Genomic DNA, 18,804 nt, shown 5'->3' with positions numbered 1-18,804 from the left:
GGGCACGGGAGCCATGAGCTCCTCTTTTTGAGTGAGGAAACGAAAGCATGGGCAAGGTAACAGGCTTCTTGGAAATCGACCGGCAGGTGGCGAAGTATCAGCCGGCGTCGGATCGCATCCGGCATTTCCGCGAATTCACGATCCCCATGTCGGACCCGGAAGTGCAGAAACAGGCGGCCCGCTGCATGGACTGTGGCATTCCCTATTGCCACGGCCCGACCGGCTGCCCGGTGCACAACCAGATCCCCGATTGGAACGACCTCGTTTACAACAACAACTGGGAACAGGCGATCCGCAACCTGCATTCGACCAACAACTTCCCGGAATTCACCGGCCGCGTCTGCCCCGCCCCTTGCGAGGAAGCCTGCACGCTGAACCTGGAAGACGCGCCGGTCGCCATCAAGACCGTGGAGCAGGCGATTGCCGACAAGGCTTATGAACTCGGCTTCATTCGACCGCAGCCGGCAACCGTGCATACCGGCAAGAAGGTTGCGATCATCGGTTCCGGCCCTTCCGGCATGGCAGCCGCCCAGCAGCTCGGCCGCGCCGGCCACGACGTTCATCTCTACGAGCGCGAAAGCAAGCCGGGCGGCCTGCTGCGCTACGGCATTCCCGACTTCAAGATGGAGAAGAACTTCATCGACCGCCGCGTCGAGCAGATGAAGGGCGAGGGCGTCACCTTCCATTGCGGCGTCAATGTCGGCGTCGACGTCAAGATCGAGCAGCTTCTGGCCGACTACGATGCCGTGCTCTATTGCGGCGGCTCGGAAACTCCGCGCGAGGCCGGCATTCCCGGCGCGGCGCTCGCCGGCGTTCATGATGCCATGCCCTATCTGGTACAGCAGAACCGTCGCGTCGGCCGCGAAAATATCGACAGCGTCGGCTGGCCGGGCGATCCGATCCTGGCCGGCGGCAAGCATATCGTCGTCGTCGGCGGTGGCGATACGGCGTCCGACTGCGTCGGTACGGCCTTCCGCCAGGGCGCGGTGAAGGTTACGCAGCTCGACATTCGTCCGCAGCCGCCGGAAAAGGAAGACAAGCTCGCCGTATGGCCCTTCTGGGCGACGAAGATGCGTACCTCCTCCTCGCAGGCCGAAGGTGCGGTTCGCGAATTCCAGGTCGCAACGCTCGAATTCCTCGGTGAAGACGGCGTGTTGACGGGCGTCAAGTGCTGCGAAGTGGACGAGCGCCGCAAGCCGATCGCCGGAACGGAATTCGTCATCCGCGCCGATCTCGCCTTCATCGCCATCGGCTTCCGCGGCCCGTTCACCGACAGCGTGCTGAAGGAACTTGACGGTAAGCTGACGCTGAACACCGACCGTCGCGGCTCGACCAACGTCGTTGCCAACGACAAGGACTACAAGACTTCGGTCGACAAGCTGTGGACGGCGGGCGACGTTCGTCGTGGCCAGTCCCTGGTTGTCTGGGCGATCCGCGAGGGCCGCCAGGCTGCCCGCGCCATCGACGAGGCCCTGATGGGCTCGACGGTTCTGCCGAGCTAAGAGAGATGGAGCGATTCCGTGAACCGCGGAATCGCTCTAATTGGACCGAAGGCCGGGTTCGCACTGAACCCGGCCTTCGTCTTTATCGGTTCGCGGCGATGTTCCAGCTGTAGACGCAGCGGTCGAGACCGATGGCGATTTCCAGCACTGCGATGTCATGGTCCACCGGCGGTCCTTTCCTGGGTTGGCTGCGGTAGCGCTGGGGAAAATCCGTGCGTCGCGAAATCGAGCAGACCTCCATCCATTTGTCGCCGTTGTCGACCTCGATATCCATCGTCACCTCGGAATAGGCCGGCAGGCGGTCGGACGGCACGATCCGTGTCGGCAGATGGATCACCGAAGCGATCATCCTGCGGACCGGTTCCAGGGCGGCGGGGTGATAGTCGTTGCCGCTGTCGGCGGTGAAGGCGCATTGGAATTCGAGCTGCCAGAATTCCTTGAGCCGCACATGCTTGCTTGGCTGGTCCTGTTCCCGCCGATAGGATTTCCCGGCCTGCCAGACGCATAATGGCAATCGCGTCCTCGAATGATTTCCGAGAAGATGCTGCATATAGACATAGGTAGACGGCGTCGTTTCCGGGCGCAGCACGAGTTCGGCATCGGCCTGCGACAGCCGTTCCTGCACCCATATGTCCTCGTTGGAATAGGCAGCCGAAACGAGGCTGCGCGGCATCAGGGCAGGGGCTTCCACCCTGCGGACATCCCAGGCTGGGTTTACGGATCGCAGGAAGCCGCGGACCTCATCCGAAAAGAACCGGGTAAGATCGTCCCGCAGCCGGATGTCCCGCTCTTCCCAATGAACGAGCGAATTGATGTTGTAGATATTGAGCACGGTGCCTTTCTCCATGGGCAACGTTGATGTCTTGAGGCGAGGGCTTTACGTCCAGCCGCGGCCGGACGCATCAACGCCTCCGGCCGTCACGACTGGACGTGGAGACCTCGGCCGGAGAAAGCGCGCAGAACCGCTGCCTGCAGGCAGGTGCGATTACGATCGATGTGATCCGCGCTGTTCGTGCTCATGCCGTTCTTCTATTGGCGGTGCGCGAGCTTGTCAAACTGCGTCCGCCGGCACCTACCGGGTGACCGATCCCGGCAGGCGGTAGTCATCCACGCGGCCGGCGGGCGCGGGGTCCATCTGGCCCTTCTCGACCAGAAGGTCGCGTGGCGATGGTGTCGTCGCGGCGGGGGCGGGCGTGCCGCCCAGAAGCTGCGAGCCGCCATCGAGATCCGGATCGGAGAGGCTTACCGGCTGCGTGCGGGTGATCTTTTCGGCCTCCGTCGCGGGCAGGTTGGCCTGTTGCCCCTGCATTGGATTGCCGGTGTCGAGGCGGGTGATGTCGGGGCTTGCCTGGTCGCCCAATATCCGTCGCGCCGACTTCTCGAGATAGAAGGCGACCTTGCGTTTGCCCGCCGCCGTGAAGTTGACGCCGTCCGCCGTTCTCAACCGCACCTGCTGGCCGTTGATATCGGAGCCGGTGACGATGAACTCGCCGCTCTGGTCGGTAAAGCCGTCCCATATGTCGATGAACTCGCCGCCGACGCTGGTCATCTGGCTTTGATAGATCTGGTTGAGCTTGACCGCGCTGGCCGTCAGCTGGTCCGACCCGAAAGGCGGAAGCCCCACCCAGAGAAGCGGGATGTGGCGGCTCGTCACCAGCTTGGCAAATTGCTGAACGCGCTCCTCGTAGGCGATGAACCACGGGTCCGTGCCGTATTTCTCGTTCAGCCCGTCGCCGATCATCTGCTGGCGGTCATTGGCGCCGATCATCACGACGACCATGGCCGGCTTCAGCTGGTCGATCATGTCGGGCAGCTGCTGCGGCCAGTTGTAGTAATCCTGACGAACGAGGCCGGAGGCGACGTTGCCGCGCGCCTGGACGATGACGCCAGGAGAGGTGGAGAAGGCGTCTTCCAGTCCGCTTGCCAGCCCGTTTGCCAGGAAATCGCCGACGACGAGCACGGTCCTGGCGTCAGGAAGCTTTTCAGCCGGCGTCGGCGTTTCCGGCTGGGCGACGGGCTGGCGCGGCGGCGGCGTCGGCCGTTTTTTGGGCTGTACCTTCCGTCGCGGCGGCGGCTGCTCGACCGGCTGGTCGGGGTAATCGGGCTCGCGGTTGCCGAACAGCATGTCGAGCAAGGTCCTGCGCCGTTCCTGTGCTCCGGCCGCATTCGGAAGGCAGGCAAGCGCCATCACGAGAGCAAGGAATGCCGCGAGAACAAACTTTGCGGTTGCCATGGTCGCGCGGACAGGTCGTTTTATCATAGCCTCTTTTCCGCTCACGCCTCCAGCGTCGCATAAGGGCGGCGTGCCCGCCAGCGACCTCGGATTCGCGGTCTATGGCGGCTTACTTGCGCAAGGCCTTCAGCAGGCTCATCGAGGGCTCGCCGTCCGCATCCATGCCCATGCGTTCCTGAACGGCTGATATCGCGGCTTTCGAGCCCGAGCCGAAATTGCCGTCGACCACGCCGTCATAATAGCCCAGCTCCTTCAGCCGCGTCTGCAGCTCGAATTTCTGCTTGACGTCGAGCGTGCCGCTCGGGCGCGGCCAGGATTGCTGCATGCCGCCATAGCCGGCGATCTGGTCCGCAAGCAGGCCGACGGCCAAGGCGTAGCTGTCGGAGGCGTTGTAGCGCTTGACGGTGAAGAAGTTGCCGGTCATCAGAAAGCCGGGGCCGTTCGGGCCGCCAGGCATCTTCAGCTGTGCACGGTCGGACATCAGGCGGAAACCCTTGCCGTTCGGCCGCACGAAGCCGAGGGCCGCCCACTGGGCGATCGTGTGGGTCCTGCCGGCCTGGGCGCTGCCGCCGGGCGGCACCACCACCTCATAACCCCAGGTGCGTCCGGTTTCCCAGCCGTTCTTGGCGAGAAGATTGGCCGTGGTCGCCAGGGCGTCGGGAATGGAGTTCCAGATATCGGCGTGGCCGCTTCCGTCGGCATCGACGGCGTAGAGCAGGTAGCTGGTCGGGATGAACTGCGTATGGCCCATGGCGCCTGCCCAGGAGCCGTTCAGCTCCTTGCGCGAGATATCGCCCCTTTGCAGGATCTTCAGCGCGGCGATGAGCTGCTTCCTGGCATAGCCGCCCCGCTTCGGATCGGCATAGGCGAGCGTCGCCAGCGCGCGGGGTACGTAATGCAGCCGGTCGTTCTTGGCCAGAACGGCGCCGTAGTTCGATTCCATCGACCAGATGGCCAGCATGATATTTCGGTCGACGCCGAAGCGCTGTTCGAGCACGCGCAGCGTGGAGGCGTATTTGGCCGCCATCTTACGGCCAATATCGACGGTATAGGGATTGACACGGGAATCCAGGTAATCCCAGATCTGGGACTTGAATTCCGGTTGGTACTGCGCCTTTTCGAGGACCGTGGGGTCGGGGTCCGTGACACCGGCAAATGCATCGCGATAGGTCGATTGCGTAATGCCGCTTTTCGCGGCGGTTGCGTAAAAGCCCGCGATCCATTTCTGGAACCCAGGGTCAGCATTGGCGTTAACGGGAAGGAATCCCGCCAAGGCGCCGAGCGCGAGCGCCAAAGCGAGACCACGAAGGGAGTGTTTGCGGTTTACGGTCATCTACAGCCTTGTCCAATCGTTGGATTTCGGTGCGGCGGATGCACACGGCATTCGTCCAAGCGTGACGCTAAACGAACGAAGTCAACAAATTCTTTACCATGGAAGTCCGGGTCAGTCATTATTTGCAAAACAGTAGCAAATTTAATCTACTGACCCTTAGAATGGCTTGGCGCCAAGCGATTTATTGCCCAGGAGGTATGAGTGGGACAGCATAAGAAGGTTCGTAAGGCAGTATTTCCTGTCGCTGGACTAGGGACGCGGTTCCTGCCGGCGACGAAGGCGGTGCCGAAGGAAATGCTGACCGTCGTGGACAAGCCGGTGATCCAGTATGTCGTCGACGAGGCGATGGAAGCCGGTATCGAGCATTTCGTCTTCGTGACGGGCCGCAGCAAGCACGTCATCGAGGATTATTTCGACATTCAGTTCGAGCTCGAGCAGACTCTGCGCCAGCGCAACAAGAATGCCGAATTGTCGTTGCTGAACGGCCTGCTGCCGAAGGCCGGCACGGCGAGCTTCACGCGCCAGCAGGAGCCGCTCGGCCTTGGTCACGCCGTCTGGTGCGCCCGCGAGATCGTCGGCGACGAGCCTTTCGCCCTGTTGCTGCCGGATATGGTCATGCGCGCCGAGAAGGGCTGCATGAAGGGCATGATCGAGCTTTACGAGCACAGCGGCGGCAACGTCATCGCCGTCGAGGAATGTGCCCCCGATCAGACCCACAAATACGGCATCGTCGGTGTCGGCGAAACGATCGGCAACGGCTTCCGCATCACGGAAATGGTCGAAAAGCCGGCCAAGGGCACGGCACCGTCCAACTTCTTCATCAACGGCCGCTACATCCTGCAGCCGGAAATCTTCCGCATCCTGGAAAGCCAGGAGCGCGGCGCCGGCAACGAGATCCAGCTGACGGACGGCATGTTGAAGCTGGCGCAGACGCAGGATTTTGCCGGCTATCACTTTGAGGGCCAGACCTTCGACTGTGGCGCAAAGGATGGCTTCATCCTCGCCAACGTCGCCTTCTCGCTGGCGCGCGCGGATATCCGCCCGACCATCGAAAACGAGCTGAAGGCGCTGATCGCCGCCTTGAAATAGGTTTCGGCCTTCAATGGCAAAGGATCGAGGCTCGGCGCAGGCCGGGCCTCATTTCGTTCGGGCCTGGCCCTGACGGCCGCCGCTGGAGTGCGATCCCGGACGGAAACCGCTGCGCAGTTTTCCCGCAATTGCTACGGGATATCCGAGACGGCCGTCAGCGTTTCACGGTCAGGCCGACGCCGGCCTGGAGCTGTCGCGTATCGTCGCCCTCCTTCCGGGTGGTCAGCTGATAGCCGACATTGCTCGTCAGGTCGAGATAGCGGTTGATCCCCCAGGTCAGGCCGAAAGCCGCGTCGTATTCTGTTTCGTCGGCAGCGCTGCCGCTGGACGGATAGTCACGCCAGATCGTTCCGCCCGTCAGCTTGGCCGTGAGATCGTCGCGCAGCTGATGGCTCACCGTGCTCGTGAGCTGATACGCGCTATAGCCGCTCAGGCCGGGAGTGGTGGAGGGCTGGACCGTGGTCGACAGGCCGATGCTGACATCGGTTCCGCGCTGCGGCGACCAGGCCAGATTGCCGTCGATCGTCGGGGAGTCGATCGAAGCGAGCCGCGCATCGTCGAATTCCGTGTGCTGATAGCCGAAGCCGAGCTCGCCCTTGAACTTTTCGCCGAGGTCGAACTCGACGCCGCCCTTGCCGCCGTAGCTCTGGTTGGAGCGGGCATAGCCGTTGCTGTCTCGCGTCTGGTCGTAGATGGCGCGGCCGAGATTGACTTCCACAAAGGGAATGATGGCCGGCGACAGTTCGTAGCCGATGCGCCCTCGCCATGTGCCGGCCGTCTGGTCGCGGTCGCTGAGCGTAACCTGGGTCCCATCCGAGAGTTCGGCATCGGAATAGACCGTGCGTGTCAGCGCCAGGGCCGTCGTGCCACGCAGCAGGCCGAAATCGCGCTCCAGCGAAAGGCCGGTGGTGAACTGGTTGACGGCGGATTGCTTCGAGGCGCCGGCGATGGCGTTCGGATCGCTCGTGTCCTCGCGGTAGAACTGATAGCCTGCGGTGACGTGAGCCGTGGTGTCGGCGGGAAGGTCAAGGCGCAGATCGGCATTGAGGCTGATCGTCGGCTTTTCTTCGCCGGTGCCGCTGATGTTCCTTTGCCAGACGCCTTCGCCGGTGACGGTCAGCGCATGCCGGTCCCAATCCGAGGTCAGCGTGCTGCGCAGATCTGTCTGCAGGAACGAGCGGTTGTCCCTGGTGGAGCCCGTGCGGTCCTGCTCGATATTGACCGACTGGTTGACAGAGGGGCGCAGAGTGAAGGTGCCGAGCGGAATGCCCTGGGCATCGGCGCGATCCGGATATTGACGCGTTCTCAACCCGTCGACGGTGGATTGCGGCAGGTTGACGCGGCGCAGATCGTCGTCCAGCGTGGAGCCTGTCGTCGTCGGGTCGACGCCATCGAGGCGCAGGCGCATGTTGGGCGGCGTATCCGTATTCGAAGCGCTGGCGGAAGCCTGGCTCGCGGGCAGGGCCGTTTGCGTGTCGTCCGGCGCGGCGGCCGTCGGATCGGTCTGCGCTGCCGAAGTCACGGGAGCGGGGAGGGTGTCGTCGAGATTCTGATCGGGCGGCAGCGACTGCGCGTCGACCGGCATCGGCACGGCGCATGCGATACCCCAGCCGAGCAAGGCGGAAGTTGCCCACGCCGTCAGCCGGAGGGTACGATGACCCGCCTTGTTCTTGCCGATGCCCATTTTGTTTATGTCAGACCCTGCTGGAAATGCCTTAAATTCTTACTCAAGTGTAAAGCCGCGTGGTTAACGCTTGGTTGCCAAAGGACTACGCAAGTATGTGGTTCGGTAATATTATCGGCCGGCACGGCAGGCCGGCGCTGCGGCCGCCGCCCGATCTTCGATGGACAGATTTGCAGAAAAGCGTTAGGCCTCCCTCATGAACAAGAGAGCTGTAAGACTCATTGCGAACGGCGCGATCGAATCCGCCGTGCGAACGATCGAAACCGAAAGACGCGGCATGGAAGCGCTGGAACGCGCCCTGACCAGCGGTCTGACCGAGCCCTTCAGCCGCGCGGTGGAAATCATCGGCGATATCAGCGGCCGCGTTATCATCACTGGTGTCGGCAAGAGCGGCCATATCGGCAACAAGCTTGCCGCGACGCTCGCATCCACGGGCACGCCGGCCTTCTTCGTGCATCCGGTCGAAGCCAATCACGGCGATCTCGGCATGATCACCCAGGATGACGTCATCGTCGCCATGTCCTGGAGCGGCGAGAGCGCGGAACTGCGCGGCATCATCAGCTACTCCCGCCGTTTTTCGATTCCGATGATCGCCGTCACGGCCGGCGAGACCTCGACGCTTGCGCGTGAATCGGATGTGGTTCTGCTCCTGCCCAAGGAGCAGGAAGCTTGCCCGCATGGGCTGGCGCCGACGACATCGACGCTGCTGCAGCTTGCCATCGGCGATGCGCTTGCCGTCGCGCTGCTGGAGGCGCGCGGCTTCACGGCGGAAGATTTCCGCACCTTCCATCCGGGCGGCAAGCTCGGCGCCAGCCTTTCGCATGTGGTCGACATCATGCACAAGGGCGATCGCGTGCCCCTGGTCGGCCTCGGGACGGGCATGCCGGAAGCGGCGATGACGCTATCGAAAATGCGTTTCGGCTGCGTCGGCGTCGTCGATGACGACGGTTGCCTCTGCGGCATCGTCACCGACGGCGATATCGCCCGCAATCTCGGCACCAGCCTTGCCGAGATGCGCGTGGACGAGGTGATGACCCGCAATCCGAAGACGGTCAAGGAAACGACGCTGGCGACGAGCGCCATGGCCGTGCTCAATCGCCACAATATTTCGGCGCTCATCGTAGTCGACGATACCCGCCGCCCTATCGGCATCGTGCATTTCCACGACTTGTTGCGGATCGGCGTGGCCTGATCAGACGGGCTCCACCGTGAGGTCGCGGCCGCTGCTGGCAATGACCTTGACGCGGGTGCCGACCGGCAGGTCCGGCCCGCTGACCGTCCAATAGGTATCGTTCAGGCGAATGCGCCCCCGGCCTTCGGTTATGGGCTGCTCCAGCGTTGCCGTTCGTCCGACAAGGCTGGCGCCGCGCTGATTGAGGAATGGCTCGTCGGTCGGCTGGTTGTTGCTATAGAGATAGCGGCGGCCAAGCAGGGTGACGATCACGGCCGCGGCCGCGAAGACCAGCCCCTGGACCTGCCAGACCCAGAAGGCGCTTTCCCAGAAAAGCAGCGACAGGGCGCCGACGATGATGCCGGCAAGGCCGATCCAGACCAGGAAGAAGCCCGGCAGGATCAGTTCGGCGGCCAGCAGCACCAGACCCAGCAGCCACCAGCTCCAGGGACCGAGTTCGACGGCGAGGTTGCCGAACATCTCAGCTCTCCTTCGGCGTCAGCGGATTGATCGAAGGCGTGGCGCGGGCGGGGCCGGATCGCGGGCGGGCAGGCTGCGGTGTTCCATTGCCGTCGCCATTGTCGCCGAAGACCTCGCGGGCGATGGCGCCGATGCCGCCGAGCGAGCCGATGAGGGAGCTGGCTTCCATCGGCATCAGGACGATCTTGGCATTGGTTGCCGAACCGATCGTGGTAAGGGCTTCGGTGTATTTCTGGGCGACGAAATAGTTGATCGCCTGCACATTGCCTTCGGCAATGGCCTCGGAGACCACGCGGGTCGCCTTGGCTTCCGCTTCCGCCAGGCGTTCGCGGGCCTCGGCATTGCGGAACGCCGCCTCGCGCTGGCCTTCGGCCTGCAGCACGGCCGCCTGCTTGGCGCCCTCGGCGCGCAGAATCTGCGCGTTGCGCAGGCCCTCGGCCTCCAGAACCTGCGCGCGCTTCTCACGCTCGGCCTTCATCTGCCGCCCCATTGCATCGACCAGATCCTTCGGAGGCTGGATGTCCTTGATCTCGACGCGCGTCATCTTGATACCCCAGGGCTCGGCCGCCTCGTCGACGACGCGCAGCAGCCGCTCGTTGATGATGTCGCGGTTGGACAGAAGCTCGTCGAGATCCATCGACCCCATGACCGAGCGGATGTTGGTCTTGGTAAGGTTGAGGATCGCGGTTTCGAGGTTGGTGATCTGATACGCCGCCTGGGCGGCATTCAACACCTGGAAGAAGGCCACCGCATCGGCGGAGATGCTGGCATTGTCCTTGGTGATGACCTCTTGCGTCGGAACGGCGAGAACCTGTTCCATCACGTTCATGCGGGCGCCGATCGTTTCGATGAAGGGCACGATCAGGTTGAGCCCCGGCTCCAGCGTGCGGATGTAGCGGCCGAAGCGCTGGACCGTGTACCGATAGCCCTGCGGAACGGTCTTGATGCCTGCGAACAACACAAGGATGACCAGAACCACCAGGGCAATCACGACGATGCTGAAACCACCGACTACCATCGAATTCCTCCATGGACGCGCCCGCCTGTCGCGGGTTAGCGTCGCGTAAGCCGCTGCCGTCCGACCTCCATATGCCCGGTCGAGCCAGGAGACGGCAGCTCAATCAGATGTGGTGGGTTAGCATGTTCTCGGCAAGTGAGGAATGGCCTCAAACCCGGCCATGTTCGTTCGCTCCGATCAATCAATCGCGACCCGGGCCTTGCTTCCGGCGGTTGATCTTCATACCTTATTACGGAAGTTTCCGGCTCCGCTGCCACGCAGCCTTTCGAGCCAAGCCATCACGCATCATCAGGGTGACGCTATGAACATAGATAGGACCTTGCGGTCGGTCGTGGCCGTGCACGCATCAATTCCGGAAGACGCTTTCACGGCGACGGCGCTTGGCATCCGCAGGGAAGGCAGCGGCGTGGTCATCCGGGGAAACGGTCTGGTCCTGACCATCGGTTATCTGATTACCGAAGCCGACGAGGTCTGGCTGACGACCAACAGCGGCCGTGTCGTGCCCGGCCATGCGCTGGCTTACGATCAGGAGACGGGGTTCGGTCTGGTGCAGGCGCTCGGCCCGCTCGATGTGCCGGCTTTGGAATTCGGCGATGCCGACAGGGCGGAAATCGGCGATGAGGTCGTCGTCGCCGACGGGATCGGCCAGTTCGTCGAGGCGAAGATCGTCGCCAAGCAGGAGTTCGCGGGTTATTGGGAATATCTGCTCGACGAGGCGATCTTCACGGCGCCGGCCCATCCCTCCTGGGGCGGGGCGGCACTTCTCGACGAGGACGGCAAGCTGCTCGGCATCGGTTCGCTGCATCTGCAGATGGCGACCCACAACGGCGAAAGCGCCGATATCAACATGATCGTGCCGATCAATCTGCTGATGCCGATCCTGGACGATCTGGTCAAGCGCGGCCATGTCAACAAGCCGCCGCGGCCGTGGCTCGGCGCCTTCTCCGCCGAAAACAACGGCGAGGTCGTCGTCATGAGTGTCACCGAGGGAGGCCCCGCGGCCAAGGCGGGACTGCGCCGGGGCGACGTCATTTCGGAAATTCGCGACGGGGAGGTCGATGGGCTTGCCGATTTCTATCGCAAGATCTGGCAGAGCGGGCCGGCAGGCGCCGAGATTCCCGTGCGGGTGCTGCGCGACGGCCGGGAGGCGTGGTTGCGCATAAAATCCGCCGATCGCGGCAGCTTCCTCAAGAAACCGCAGTTGCAATAGAGCAATTCCAGGAAAAGCGCGCAGCGGTTTTCCGTCCGGAATCGCGTACAAACAAAGAGGTGGAGCGGTTCCGTGAAACGCGGAACCGCTCTCGGTTTTCGCCGGAACTGTTCCCGGCGATCGTCAGGCCCAGCCGAGCAGTTCCCGCCGTACAACCTTCTCCAGCACGTTCATGCCGTCTTCGCTGTCGTTGAGACAGGGGATATGGGTGAATTTCTCGCCGCCATTGTGGTGGAAGGATTCGGCAGCTTGCTCGGCAATCTCCTCCAGCGTCTCCAGGCAGTCCGAGACGAAGCCCGGGTTGAGGACGGCAATGCGTCTGGTGCCATCCCTGGCAAGCTGCTCCACCGTCTTGTCCGTATAGGGCTGCAGCCATTCCTCCGGGCCGAAACGGGACTGGAACGTGACCAAGAACCGGTCTTCGGAAAGGCCGAGCTTCTCGCGCAGCAGGCGACCGGTCTTCTGACAGAAGCAATAATACGGGTCGCCCAGCTTGAAGTAGGACATCGGTATGCCGTGGAAGGAGGCGAGAATCTTTTCGGGCTGCCAGTCCAGCGTCGAAAGGTGCCGCGTCACGGAATTGGCCAGCGCCTCGATATAGGTTTCGTCGTCGTGATATTGCGGGACGGTGCGGACCGCCGGCTGCCAGCGCATCTTCTGAAGTTTCTCGAACGCCTTGTCGTTGACCGTCGCCGTCGTCGCGGCCGCATATTGCGGATACAGCGGAAAGAGCACGATGCGCTCGCAGCCTTCGTCCTTCAGTGCCTGGATGCGGTCGCCGATCGAGGGCTGGCCATAACGCATGGCCCAGTCGACCCGGACGTTGGGCAGGTCGCGCAGCCGCTCGGCCATCAGGTCGGACTGGTTGCGCGTGTAGGTGCGCAGGTAGCTTTCGTTCCGTTCCTTGTTCCAGATCGTCTCGTAGGCCTTGCCGACCTTCTGCGGCCGGGTGTTGAGCACGATGCCGAACAGGATCGGATACCATTTCCAGCGCGACCATTCGATGACGCGGCGGTCGGTCAGGAACTCGCGCAGGTAGCGGCGCATGGAGGAGTAGTCGGTGCCGTCGGGGGTTCCGAGGTTGATGAGAAGCACGCCGACCTTGCCGTATTTCACGCTTGGGTGATCGGACGGAAGTGCGGTCGGGTCTGCGGTCATCGGTTGAATTCCTTTCGAGATACGAAGCACTTCACATAGGAACAAAAGCCGGCCCGGGAAAGCCCGGACCGGCTGGGGCATGCGAGACAAATCGTCCTTACTTGGCCGGAATCCTCAACTTTTCGCCGACCGGCAGACGATGCGGCTTGATATTGCGGTTGGCTGCCAGAAGCTTACGCCATTGTCCGGCGTTGCCGTAATAGGTTTTGGCAAGATCCCAAAGCGTGTCGCCGGCAACGATGACGTGGGTCGTCGGCGTTTTTGGCGCTTCGCTGACCTTGGATTCCGGTGCCGTGGCTGCGGGTTCGGCGGTTGCAGGTGCCACCGCCGGTGCCGTTGTTGCGGGCGCGGTCGTTGTGGGAGCCGTTGTTGCCGGAGCTGCCGTCTGCGGGGCTGAGGTCGCCGGCGTTTCGGCAGAGGGTGCTGCCGTGGCGGGTGCCGCAGCGGTAGCAGGCGCAGGAGTGGCGGGCGCCGACTGGTCCCCGCCCGAATTCGCCGGCTTTGCTGGGGTCGGGGTCGGATTTGCCGGCATGGTGGTTGTGGGTGCGGTAGCGGTTGGGGCCGGCGAGGCGGTAGGCGTCGTTGTGGCGGAAGTGCTGCTATCGGCAGCAGCCGGGGCCGGCTTTTGTTCGGGCGCAGCCTGCGGCTTGGCGTCGGCGGGTTTTGCCTGTTCCGGCTGTGCGGCTGGCTGTGCCGCGCCGATCTGGGTTACGCGGCCATCCGTATAAGGCTTGTAGGGATTGTGCGCGGCGAGATAGTCGGCCACCACCGATTCCAGATTGGGGCCGAAATCGTAGGCGTTCTTGGCATCCTTCGCAAAGACGGTGTAGCCGTCGCCGCCGGCGCGCATGTAGTTGTTGCTGACGACGCCATAGGTCTTTTCAGGATCGATCGGCTTGAATTCCGTGCCTTCCTGAACATCGACGGAAACCAGGCGGCTGCCCGGCGGCTTCGATTTGTCGAAGCTGTATTTGAGGCCGGCGACCTGCGGGAAGCGACCGGCGCCGTCATCGATCTGGCTGAGGCCGTTTTCGAGCGCCGCCTTCACGTCCGCGCCGGTCAACTGGAACGTCGCGACCGTGTTCTGGAAGGGCAGCACGGTCAGCACGTCGCCCATGGTGACGTCGCCTGCGCCGATGGAGGCGCGCAGGCCGCCGCCGTTCTGGATGGCGATGTTGATACCCTGCGCCTTGGTGCGGTCGAGCATGGCGTCGGCGACCAGATTGCCCATAGAGCATTCCTGAGCGCGGCAGACTTCGCGCGCGCCTTCGATCGGGCCTTGCGAGCTGCCGATGACCTTCTTGCGCAGTTCCTCGATCGGCTTGGCCATTTCCTGTATGCGCGCGGCAATGGCGGGATCGGGCTTGATGGAGGAATCGAGCAGGATCGGATCGCCCTTGGCGTCCTTGACGGCGCCGTTGTCATCGAACGTTACGACGAGATCGCCGAGATACTTGCTGTAGGACGCGGCCTGCACGACCGGCACCTTATAGCCGGCCGGATTGTCGACCATGGTCGGGTAGGGGCCTGCAGCCTTCGGGTCCGTGTTCGACAGCAGGGTATGCGAGTGGCCGCCGACGACGACGCTGACGCCGGCGATCTTGGCGATCTTCTCGACGTCGCGGGGATAGCCGACATGGGTGAGCGCGATGATCTTGTTGACGCCCTGCGATTTCAGCGCGTCCACCTCGGCGCTGATGGCGGCGGCATCGTCGGTGATCTTCACATGCGGGCCGGGCGAGGCAAGCTCGGGCGTTTCGGTCGTCACGGCGCCGACGATGCCGATCTTCTGGCCGCCGATATCGAGCACGATGGATTTCTTGATGCGGTCGCCGAGCTTGGACTGGTCGTCGACCACCAGATTGGCCGTCACGACCGGAAACTGCGCCTTGTCGAGAAAGGCCGCGAGCGGCCCTTCGCCGTCATCGAACTCATGATTGCCGACCGTCATCGCATCGATTTTCATATCATTGAGGAATTCGACTTCGGCAGCCCCTTTGTAAGTGGTGTAAAACAGAGAGCCTTGGAAATTGTCGCCGGCATCGAGCACCACCACATTCTGGCCGGCAAGGGCCGCACGCCTCTGGTCGATGGCCGCCTTCAGCCGCGCCGCGCCGCCGAAGCACTCGTTCTTGGCTTCTTCGGCCGCGGAGCAGGTTGCGTCGAACTTGTTGATCGACTCCACGCGCGAATGGAAATCATTGAAGTGCAGGATGTTGAGCTGATAGTCCGCGAAGGCGGCGCTGCTGCTGAGCGCCAGCAGCGTGGCGGCCAAAAGGCCCACTCCGAAGGGCTGCTTCATCTGTCTCTCCTGTTGGTCGTCGCAATCCGGCCCGCCTATGCCCCGCGGCGGTCCCCCGCGCAGATGTTTTCATCACGGCGGAGCGAGCGCAAGCAAAAGCTGTTGGCTTCATTAGGATTTTACAAAGCGGCGGAACGAGTCATCAAATCAAGCGCATGCTTCGATGGAGGCGGGGCCGTAGGATTCGCGCATCGCGGCAACGGCGTTCCAGCCGACGAAGCAGAAGACGAGCAGGCAGCAGAGGGAGGCGGCACCATGAAAGCGCCGGTTTCTATTCCTGTAGAGCAGCAGCGCGCCGGCGCCGTAGATGAGCATGGAAGGCACGGCGAAGATGAGAACGCTCATCGGCCCGTCGCAGTCGAGCGCCTCGATGCCTTGAGCCCGGTAGCTGTTCACCGGGAATGCCGCCGCCAGAACGGCGACGGGCAATGCTGCGATAAGAACTAGGTAGAGGATCGTCATGCCGCGCATGATGACTTCCCGTCGCCCCGGTTTTATCAGCCCTGGCGATTGAGCGAGAAATGCCCGCCGGTTTCGGAGGTGCAATTGAGCTGGCTGGGATTGGCCAGGAAGCAATTCACCTTCGACGAGGTGCGCTTGATGTTCGAGTAGAGATTGATCTGAATCATGCCGGAAGGATCGGTGGTGTAGGTTCCCGAGGCCATCTGCTGGTTCGTGCCGTCCGTGGTGTGCGTTTCGAACCGGCCGCCGGAGAATGTCGAATTCAGGCCGTTCGAATCGGCCCAGCTGCCTTCCACCGAGTTCGTCCGCGGCTGGGCGCCGGGGTTCATCGCCATCGGCGGCGGTCTCGATCCGCCGAAATCGACGCAGGCAGACAGAGCTGCCGCAGCAGCGAGGAGGGCAAAGGCGGTTCTTATCTTCATAAATGTCTCCCGCAGAGAAAGGCGGACTGGAGGCTCATCGGTTGCAAATGAAGATGGCGCGACCATGGGACTAAAGCAAGGCTTCACAGGCGATCTGCTTGATTTATCTGGCTTGCGTAACAAAAATGCCCGCACGACCTGTGCGGGCATTGGAGCGTTGCATCGAGCAAACGCTAGTATGCTCTTGCTCCTAGCGAACCAGAATGTTCCGGAACTGCCAGGGGTCCTTGGTGTCGATGTCTTCCGGGAACAGGCCCGGGCGGCCATCGAGAGGGGTCCAGTCGGTGTAGTGTCCTTCGACCGGGCCGAGGTAGGGCAGTTGTACTTCGAGGCAGCGCTTGTAGTCGACTTCGTCGGCTTCGACGATGCCGGCCTTCGGATTTTCCAGCGCCCAGACCATGCCGGCGAGTACGGCGGAAGTCACTTGCAGGCCGGTGGCGTTCTGGTAGGGGGCGATGCGGCGGGTCTCTTCGAGAGAGAGGCGCGAGCCGTACCAGTAGGCGTTCTTGGCATGGCCGTAGAGCAGGACGCCGAGTTCGTCGACGCCGTCCTCAAGCTCGTCCTCGTCGAGGACGTGATGGACCGGCTGCGCGTTGCCGCCGTTGCCGAACATCTCGTGCAGCGAAAGCACGGCGTCGTTGGCCGGATGATAGGCGTAATGGCAGGTCGGGCGGAAGGTGACTTCGCCATCCTTGTCGCGCACGGTGAAGAAGTCGGCGATCGAGATCGATTCGTTGTGCGTGACCAGGAAGCCGTATTGCGGGCCGGGGGTCGGGCACCAGGTGCGGACGCGGGTGTTGGCGCCCGGCTGCTCCAGATAGATGGCGGCCTGGCAGCCCTTCTTGTGCTTCTTGGCGTTCTTCGGCATCCATTCCTCATGGGTGCCCCAGCCGAGTTCGGCCGGCTGCAGGCCTTCGGAGATGAAGCCTTCGACGGACCAGGTGTTCCAGAAGACGTTGAGCGGCTTCGGATGCTTGGTACGCTGCGTGTCGCGCTCGGCGATGTGGATGCCCTTGACGCCGACCTTCTTCATCAGCTTGGCCCAGCCTTCGCGGTCGTGCTGATCCGGCTCGTCGAACTTCAGGCCGATATCCTTGGCGAGGTTGACGAGCGCCTGCTTGACGAACCAGGAAACCATGCCCGGATTGGCGCCGCAGGTGGAAACGGCCGTCGTGCCGCCCGGGTTCTTTGCCTTTTCCTTGCGCATGGTTTCGCGCAGCGCATAGTTGGTGCGGTCGGCGTTCTTCAGGCTCTTGTCGAAATAGAAGCCGAGCCAGGGTTCGACGACGGTGTCTATATAGAGCACGTCGAGCTTGCGGCACAGCTTGACCAGATCGAGCGATCCGGTGTCGACCGAGAGGTTGACGCAGAAGCCCTGGCCGCCGCCTTCCGTGAGAAGCGGCTTCAGAAGATCCTTGTAATTGTCCTTCGTGACATATTCCTTGATGTGACGGATGCCGTGCTTTGCCAGGATCTCCATGTCTGCTGGCTCTTCACGCGGGTCGATGACGACCATCCGGCTCTTGTCGAATTTGAAATGGCGCTCGATCAGGGGCAGGGTGCCACGGCCGATGGAGCCAAAGCCGATCATCACGATCGGACCGGTAATTTCGGCATATACCGGATAGTTCTGTTCCGTCATTCTTTTCTCCTTCGAAAGGCAGGACGCCGTTCGGTTCACGAAATTCAATCAGAGTTTGCGCTGGGATGCGCGAGGTGAACGGCTCTAATCACAAATTGGTGTCACAATAAAGAGCTCTCCGGGTAACGCCCTGGAAAGTCAATAGCTCGGCATCATACACGCCATATGCGACGGGTTTGTTGCTTGTTGCGCGGCTACATGTCCGCCAGAATCCGCAATTGCCTCACCAGCTCGGCCTTCTGGTGAACGAGCCCCTTGTAGGCCGTCTGATGTTCGTCAAGGGCTTCCAGTTGCGCGGCAAAGCTTGCCGCCATCGCCGAGGCCCTGGGATGATCGGCGATGACGGCGATCGGATCGACATAAACCCGGATCGTAAAAAGAATATCGCCCGAAACCGGCAGCTTGCGCAGCGTCTGGCGCTCGACGCGGGCAAAGCGGGTTTCGAGCGTCGGCGAAGTGGCGGCCTGCGGCCGCCTGTGCTTCGAGGCAGGCAGAAACAGGTCGTCGGTCAGATTGACCGACCAATTGAACCGTTCGACCGGTTGCGATACCTGCAGCTTGTCGAAGATGCGGTCGATCAGGGCGGCGTTGCGCGTGCCTTCGCCGAAGCCCGGCACGTCGGCATGGATCGCGTGCATCGGCCGGCCGAATTTTTCCTGAAGCGACCAGGAGGAAGGGAAGGCCACATGGCCGGCGACAAGATGCCAGCCGTCCTCCTTGCGGCGCATGATGACGAGATCGTCCGCGACGAGCGAGCCGGCTTTCAGCAGCGGCGGAACAGAACCGTCGGCAAGATCGACCGGCCGTCCGGCTGCGAAAAGCATGTCGCCGCTGCGCTGGAAGGTTTTGTCGTGATGCTCGACGAGATAGGCGCTCAGCAGATCAAGCACTTCCCTTTGCGCAGCCTGCGTATCCTCCTGCGCCACGAAAATCTCATCAGGATGATCCCGGCGAAGACGTTCCTTTTCATCGAGATAGCGAGCGAGATCGGCATCCGGTTCGATCCATCGGGCGGGGTCCAATGGAGCAAGGCCGATGGTGAAGGGTTTGGCGGAACCGTCAAACGGCGTGTAGGTGGGACGTGACATGGCTGACCTT

16 protein-coding genes are annotated in these 18,804 nt (G+C 62.6%); 4 read left to right on the top strand and 12 right to left on the bottom strand.

The features are described from left to right. Positions 1 to 47 precede the first annotated feature (47 nt). Positions 48 to 1,502, top strand: a complete 1,455-nt coding sequence (locus ACJJVH_RS12545) for a glutamate synthase subunit beta (RefSeq protein WP_113356263.1) — start codon at positions 48 to 50, stop codon at positions 1,500 to 1,502. An 82-nt stretch (positions 1,503 to 1,584) separates the two neighbouring features. Here the strand turns inward: ACJJVH_RS12545 and ACJJVH_RS12540 are convergent, their stop codons facing one another. From ACJJVH_RS12540 to ACJJVH_RS12530, 3 genes are all read right to left on the bottom strand, one after another. After that, the gene (locus tag ACJJVH_RS12540; protein ID WP_412065164.1) at positions 1,585 to 2,334 is read right to left on the bottom strand and encodes an aminoacyl--tRNA ligase-related protein; all 750 of its coding nucleotides are present in this window, start codon (positions 2,332 to 2,334) and stop codon (positions 1,585 to 1,587) included. Positions 2,335 to 2,574: 240 nt separating this feature from the next. Next, positions 2,575 to 3,762: a DUF459 domain-containing protein gene (locus tag ACJJVH_RS12535; RefSeq protein WP_412064072.1), complete on the bottom strand. Its 1,188-nt coding sequence runs from the start codon at positions 3,760 to 3,762 to the stop codon at positions 2,575 to 2,577. A gap of 82 nt (positions 3,763 to 3,844) precedes the next feature. Then, positions 3,845 to 5,068 (bottom strand): lytic murein transglycosylase, encoded by a 1,224-nt coding sequence (locus ACJJVH_RS12530; protein ID WP_112800668.1) that lies wholly within the window; start codon positions 5,066 to 5,068, stop codon positions 3,845 to 3,847. Positions 5,069 to 5,269: 201 nt separating this feature from the next. Between ACJJVH_RS12530 and galU the strand changes: the two genes are divergently transcribed. Continuing rightward, positions 5,270 to 6,157, top strand: coding sequence for a UTP--glucose-1-phosphate uridylyltransferase GalU (gene galU, locus ACJJVH_RS12525; protein WP_112800671.1), 888 nt, complete (start codon positions 5,270 to 5,272; stop codon positions 6,155 to 6,157). Between the two features lie 154 nt (positions 6,158 to 6,311). On the opposite strand, the gene ACJJVH_RS12520 is transcribed toward galU, so the two are convergent. Then, positions 6,312 to 7,841, bottom strand: coding sequence for an outer membrane beta-barrel protein (locus ACJJVH_RS12520; RefSeq protein WP_412064071.1), 1,530 nt, complete (start codon positions 7,839 to 7,841; stop codon positions 6,312 to 6,314). 196 nt (positions 7,842 to 8,037) lie between these two features. Here ACJJVH_RS12520 and ACJJVH_RS12515 point away from each other — a divergent pair, with 196 nt between their 5' ends. Further along, positions 8,038 to 9,033, top strand: a complete 996-nt coding sequence (locus ACJJVH_RS12515; RefSeq protein ID WP_112800675.1) for a KpsF/GutQ family sugar-phosphate isomerase — start codon at positions 8,038 to 8,040, stop codon at positions 9,031 to 9,033. Here ACJJVH_RS12515 and ACJJVH_RS12510 read toward each other — a convergent pair whose 3' ends face one another. Together ACJJVH_RS12510 and ACJJVH_RS12505 are read right to left on the bottom strand one after the other, a co-directional pair. After that, positions 9,034 to 9,492 (bottom strand): NfeD family protein, encoded by a 459-nt coding sequence (locus ACJJVH_RS12510; protein ID WP_113371109.1) that lies wholly within the window; start codon positions 9,490 to 9,492, stop codon positions 9,034 to 9,036. A 1-nt stretch (position 9,493) separates the two neighbouring features. Continuing rightward, positions 9,494 to 10,510 carry an SPFH domain-containing protein gene (locus ACJJVH_RS12505; protein WP_113356268.1) on the bottom strand — a complete coding sequence of 339 codons (1,017 nt, stop codon included), beginning with the start codon at positions 10,508 to 10,510 and terminating at the stop codon, positions 9,494 to 9,496. A 301-nt stretch (positions 10,511 to 10,811) separates the two neighbouring features. On the opposite strand from ACJJVH_RS12505, the gene ACJJVH_RS12500 reads away from it, so the two are divergent. Then, the gene (locus tag ACJJVH_RS12500; RefSeq protein ID WP_112800681.1) at positions 10,812 to 11,720 is read left to right on the top strand and encodes a S1C family serine protease; all 909 of its coding nucleotides are present in this window, start codon (positions 10,812 to 10,814) and stop codon (positions 11,718 to 11,720) included. 123 nt (positions 11,721 to 11,843) lie between these two features. Here the strand turns inward: ACJJVH_RS12500 and hemH are convergent, their stop codons facing one another. From hemH to ACJJVH_RS12470, 6 genes are all read right to left on the bottom strand, one after another. Further along, positions 11,844 to 12,878, bottom strand: coding sequence for a ferrochelatase (gene hemH, locus ACJJVH_RS12495; protein WP_112800683.1), 1,035 nt, complete (start codon positions 12,876 to 12,878; stop codon positions 11,844 to 11,846). 97 nt (positions 12,879 to 12,975) lie between these two features. Next, the gene (locus ACJJVH_RS12490) at positions 12,976 to 15,180 is read right to left on the bottom strand and encodes a 5'-nucleotidase C-terminal domain-containing protein (protein ID WP_412064070.1); all 2,205 of its coding nucleotides are present in this window, start codon (positions 15,178 to 15,180) and stop codon (positions 12,976 to 12,978) included. A gap of 147 nt (positions 15,181 to 15,327) precedes the next feature. Next, positions 15,328 to 15,651, bottom strand: coding sequence for a hypothetical protein (locus ACJJVH_RS12485; protein WP_112800687.1), 324 nt, complete (start codon positions 15,649 to 15,651; stop codon positions 15,328 to 15,330). A gap of 26 nt (positions 15,652 to 15,677) precedes the next feature. After that, positions 15,678 to 16,064, bottom strand: a complete 387-nt coding sequence (locus tag ACJJVH_RS12480; RefSeq protein ID WP_112800689.1) for a hypothetical protein — start codon at positions 16,062 to 16,064, stop codon at positions 15,678 to 15,680. Positions 16,065 to 16,254: 190 nt separating this feature from the next. After that, entirely contained in the window at positions 16,255 to 17,706 is a 1,452-nt protein-coding gene (locus tag ACJJVH_RS12475) for a homospermidine synthase (RefSeq protein ID WP_112800691.1), read from the bottom strand. A 194-nt stretch (positions 17,707 to 17,900) separates the two neighbouring features. Then, positions 17,901 to 18,794 (bottom strand): heme-dependent oxidative N-demethylase family protein, encoded by an 894-nt coding sequence (locus tag ACJJVH_RS12470; RefSeq protein ID WP_412064069.1) that lies wholly within the window; start codon positions 18,792 to 18,794, stop codon positions 17,901 to 17,903. Positions 18,795 to 18,804 lie beyond the last annotated feature (10 nt).

The organism is Rhizobium sp. SYY.PMSO, from assembly GCF_046840415.1.
Lineage (GTDB): Bacteria > Pseudomonadota > Alphaproteobacteria > Rhizobiales > Rhizobiaceae > Rhizobium.
Note: the sequence above shows the minus strand (reverse complement) of the source record. Positions and strands in the feature narration are given on the sequence as shown.